This is a genomic window from Propionivibrio sp., assembly GCF_017995515.1.
Classification (GTDB): Bacteria; Pseudomonadota; Gammaproteobacteria; order Burkholderiales; family Rhodocyclaceae; genus Propionivibrio.
In genome coordinates this window covers 1-4356 of the sequence record NZ_JAGOIT010000054.1, presented here as the reverse complement: position 1 = coordinate 4356, position 4356 = coordinate 1, and the positions used below count along the sequence as shown (strand labels likewise).

The following is a 4356-nucleotide window of genomic DNA, read 5'->3' as shown; positions in this document are numbered from 1 at the left end:
ACCGCAAACCGCAAACCGCATGCCCCAGCCCCTCATTCCTGCCCCCGCGTCAGGCCCGATCGTTTGGGCAACCCGACACCGCGCGCTGACCTTCGCCTTCGCCCTCGTTCTCGCGGTCCTGATCGCCCTGCTCGACTACGCGACCGGCTACGCCTGGCGCTTCGCCATCCTCTACCTGATCCCGGTGGCTCTGGTGACTTGGACCGGTGGCGCACGTGCCGGCCTGACCCTTGCGGCCATCAGCAGCCTCTTCTGGCTCATGAGCTTCCGCGCGATCCATCCGTATGAAGGCGACGCGCCCTTCTACTGGGAAGGCACGTCGATGCTGCTGGTCGCGGTGACGATGACGCTCCTGCTCGCGCGCCTGCATCGCTCCCTTTCGGCGGCCGATGAGCGCTTTCGCCGGGTGCTGGAGGAAATGCACGCGGCGGTCTACGCGCTCGACGAGAAATCGGGCCGGCTGCTCTACGTCAATCCGGCGCTGGTCAGGCTGCTCGCCGTCGATCCGGCGACCCTGAACGCCGATGACCTGGCGCGCCGCTTCGGCCTGCCGCCACGGCAAGAAGGTTCGGTAGCTACAACGTCCGGCTTTGACGCGACCTTCTGCACGAAGGAGTTGCGCGACGCGGTCGACGGCCACTGGTATCAGGTGCAGTCCGGATTGATCCCGTGGAGAGGCGGGCATCCGATCCGGCTGCAGGTGATCACCGACATCTCGGATCAAAAGCAGGCGCTGTCGCTGCGCCGGCAACACCAGAAGATCCAGCGTCAGACTGCGCGCCTGGCCGAACTGACCGAAGTCGCTTCGTCGCTGGCACACGAACTCAATCAGCCGCTGATGGCGATCACGAGCTACAGCGACGCCTGCCTGCGCCTGCTTGATAACCCGAGCTTCGAGCGCACCGAACTGGTGACGGCGATGCAGAAGAGTCGCGACCAGGCCCTGCGCGCCGGCCGCATCATTGCCCGCATCCGCAGCTTCATCCGCAGCCGCCGTCCGGAGCCGAGCCGCTTCGACATCAACGAATTGCTGCTTGAGTCGATCGAACTGCTCGAAGTCGCGCGCGACGAACATGCGATCCGCACCGAACTGCGCCTGACGCCCGACCCGCTGATCGCGCACGCCGACCGCACGCTAATGGCGCAGGTGATCCACAACCTGCTGCAAAACGCGATCGACGCGATGCAGACCATCCCCGACGACCAGCGGCGCCTGACCATCACCACCGACCGCGCGCCTGACGGCGCCATCGTGCTGACCTTTGCCGACAACGGCCCCGGCATCCCCGACTACCTCGCCGAGAGCGCCTATACCGCCCTGTTCTCGACCAAGGAGAAGGGCCTCGGCCTCGGTTTATCGATCTGCCGTTCGGTCATCGAAGCACACGGCGGACGCATTTGGCACGAAACCGCACCGACCGGCGGCTGCGTCTTTCACATCACGCTGCCGGCGGAAACCGCTGAAGGCAAGGAAGACACGAAATGAACGCCACCGACATCGCCCTCCAACAGACCGTCTTCGTCGTCGACGACGACGAGGCGGTGTGCGATGCCCTCGGCATGCTCCTGCGCGCTTCCGGCATGCGCGTTGAAACGTTCAATTCGGCACAGGCCTTTCTCAACGTCTATCGGCCGCAGCGCGCCGGTTGCCTGCTCCTCGACATCCGCATGCCGGGCATGAGCGGTCTCGACCTGCAGGATGAACTGCACAAGCGCCGCTACGCGATCCCGATCATCTTCCTGACCGGGCACGGCGACGTGCCGCTCGCCGTGCGCGCGCTGAAACGCGGCGCCATCGACTTCATCGAGAAGCCGCACGAGGAAGAGCGCCTGGTGTTGGCCGTCGCCAACGCGCTGCACGCCGACGCGGAGAAGCGCCGTGAGCAATGGAAAGTGACGCCGACAGGTACAACCGGCAGCGATCTCAGCGCGCGACTGGCAACGCTGTCCGGGCGAGAACGCGAAGTGATGGAACATATGCTCGCCGGCAAGCTGACGCGCCAGATCGCCGAGACGCTGTGCATCAGCGTGAAGACCGTCGAGTTCCACCGCGCACGCATCCGGGAGAAGCTCGGCGCCGTATCGCAGGCGCATCTGTTGAGCCTGTTCATCGGCGGCGACGGGGTGCCGCCGTCGGGCGGGTGAGTATTGGATGTACAAGGGCTGTATTCCGCGCCTGACGCACGGAATACAGCGTCGCCGCCTACTTCCCGATCGACTGTAACCGCTCGTCAATCACGAGCTGCGCCGCGCCAAGCACGCCGGCGCGTTCGTCCGAGCGTGCCGTCGAGATCTGCAGCTTGCGTGTGGCGAGCGGCAGGCAGCGCTGGCTCACCTGTTCGCGGATGCCGGCGAGCAGATGTTCGCCGGCCAGCGCCAGCGTGCCGCCGACAACGATGCGGCTCGGGTTGAGGATGCTGACGACGCTGGCGACGATCTCGCCGAGTCCGCGCCCGGCGAAGCGGATCTGCTGGATCGCTTCCGGTACGTTGCGTTGGACGAGGTTGATGATGTCGCGCGCGCTCTCGGCCTCGAACCCCTTGTCGCGCAGCGTGCGCGCGATTGCCCAGCCGGCCGCGTAGGCTTCGAGGCAGCCGAGCTTGCCGCAGCGGCAGAGCGGCGGCTCGGGCCAGTCGAGCTGGATGTGGCCGACGTCGCCGGCCGCGCCCTGACCGCCGCGGAAGAGTTCGCCGCGCGTGACGATGCCGCTGCCGATGCCGGTGCCGGCCTTGATGAAGAAGAAACAGTCCTCGTCCGGCCAGTGCGCGCGCTGCTCGGCGACGGCCATCAGATTCACGTCGTTGTCGGCGAAGACGCGGATGGCGTGGTTTTCGCGGAACCAGCCGCGGATGTCGAAGCCGTCCCAGCCGCGCATGACTGACGGCCCGACGACGAGCGCATTGTCGTAATCGACCGGCGCCGGCAGCGAGAGACCGACACCGAGCAGATCAGCCTTCTTGCGGCCGAGGTCGGCCAGGAGCTTCTCGCCCTGCGCGATGATCCCGCGCAGCGTCGTCTCGGGCGGGATGTCGAAGCTGTTGGAAAAAGTGATCTCGGCGACGATGCGCGGTTCGAGCGTGGTGAGCACGACACGGATCATGCTCTCGCCGATGTCGGCGACGAGCGTGAGCGCGAAGGTCTCGTTGATTTTCAGGAGCTTCGACGGCCGGCCACCGCTCGGCGCCGTCTCGTCGGCCTCGGTGATCAGGCCGGCGTTGAACAGCACGCCGAGGCGCTGCACGATCGTCGCGCGAGACAGGCGCGACTGCTGTTCGAGGTGCGCGCGGGAGATCGTCCGGTTGCGCGCGATGATCGCAAGCAATTGCCCGATTCCCGCCGGGAGTTCGTGGCCATTTGCATCGAGAATCACTGTTTCGGGTACGCCCACGATATTTCCCTTCTTGCGGTTGATGCGCAGCGGGTCCGCGCCTGATGATGGCGTCGCGCCAAAGTACGGAACAGCCGGCGATGTTAGCACCGTAACGGCGATTGTTTTGTAAGGGTTTGTACAGATGTCGATTGCGGGCCGCCTGTTATCATCACAAGCAGTCCTCTTCAGGCCACCGACCATGAGCACCGAACCCTCCTCCCGCATTCCGACCGATCCGAACTTCCGCTATTCCTGGTACGCCAAACTCATCTTCGCCAACCAGCGCCGGCGTTACGGCAAGGAGCTCGAACCGGCCCGCCTGTGGGCGCGTACGCCCAAGGTCTTCGCCGCGCTGTCGCTGCTCTACGGCGCGCTCGACCGCCGCCGCTCGCCGATCGAACCGGCGCTGCGCTCGCTGATCACCGTGCGCGTCTCGCAGATCAACTGGTGCGCCTTCTGCGTGGATATCAACTCGGCGACCGGGCTGAAGCGCGGCGTCAGCGATGCGCAGCTCGCCGCGCTCGCCGAATTCGAAACCTCGCCGCTCTTCGATGAGCGGCAGAAGGCGGCGCTCGCCTACGCCGAAGCGATCACGCGCACCGACGTCGGCGTCGATGACGCGCTGATGGCGCGTGTGAAAGCCTGCTTCGACGACAACGCCGTGATCGAACTCACCGCGCTGATCGCCTTCCAGAACATGTCGAGCAAGTTCAATTCAGCGCTCGACGTCGCGCCGCAGGGCTTCTGCCGGCTGCCGCGGAAATGAGGGCGGTTGTCGTCGCGATCAGTGCGCTGCTCGCCACCGCCGCCAGCGCCGAGTCGGTATGGGTCGGCCGCTTCGACGCCAGCGGCCCGGAGATAAAGGCACCCTGGAAGGTCGAGCGCATCGATCCGCGCATTCCCGCGACCGCGTACGCCATCCGCGAATGGGACGGCGTCGGCGCCGTCGAAGCGCGCGCCGACAAGAGCATGGCCATCCTCGGCCG

4 protein-coding genes and 1 pseudogene are annotated in these 4356 nt (G+C 66.0%); 4 read left to right on the top strand and 1 reads right to left on the bottom strand.

The window, feature by feature from the left end:
* The first annotated feature begins 19 nt into the window (after positions 1-19).
* Together KBA32_RS10355 and KBA32_RS10350 are read left to right on the top strand one after the other, a co-directional pair.
* Positions 20-1486: an ATP-binding protein gene (locus tag KBA32_RS10355; protein ID WP_294358491.1), complete on the top strand. Its 1467-nt coding sequence runs from the start codon at positions 20-22 to the stop codon at positions 1484-1486.
* Entirely contained in the window at positions 1483-2145 is a 663-nt protein-coding gene (locus tag KBA32_RS10350) for a response regulator (protein WP_294358487.1), read from the top strand. Before KBA32_RS10355 ends, KBA32_RS10350 begins: the two co-directional genes overlap by 4 nt.
* Before the next feature lie 58 nt (positions 2146-2203).
* Here KBA32_RS10350 and KBA32_RS10345 read toward each other — a convergent pair whose 3' ends face one another.
* Positions 2204-3388, bottom strand: a complete 1185-nt coding sequence (locus tag KBA32_RS10345; RefSeq protein WP_294358485.1) for an ROK family protein — start codon at positions 3386-3388, stop codon at positions 2204-2206.
* 181 nt (positions 3389-3569) lie between these two features.
* On the opposite strand from KBA32_RS10345, the gene KBA32_RS10340 reads away from it, so the two are divergent.
* The gene (locus KBA32_RS10340; protein ID WP_294358483.1) at positions 3570-4136 is read left to right on the top strand and encodes a carboxymuconolactone decarboxylase family protein; all 567 of its coding nucleotides are present in this window, start codon (positions 3570-3572) and stop codon (positions 4134-4136) included.
* Positions 4133-4356: pseudogene (locus KBA32_RS10335) on the top strand (hypothetical protein); the annotation flags it as partial. The gene KBA32_RS10340 and the pseudogene KBA32_RS10335, both read left to right, overlap by 4 nt.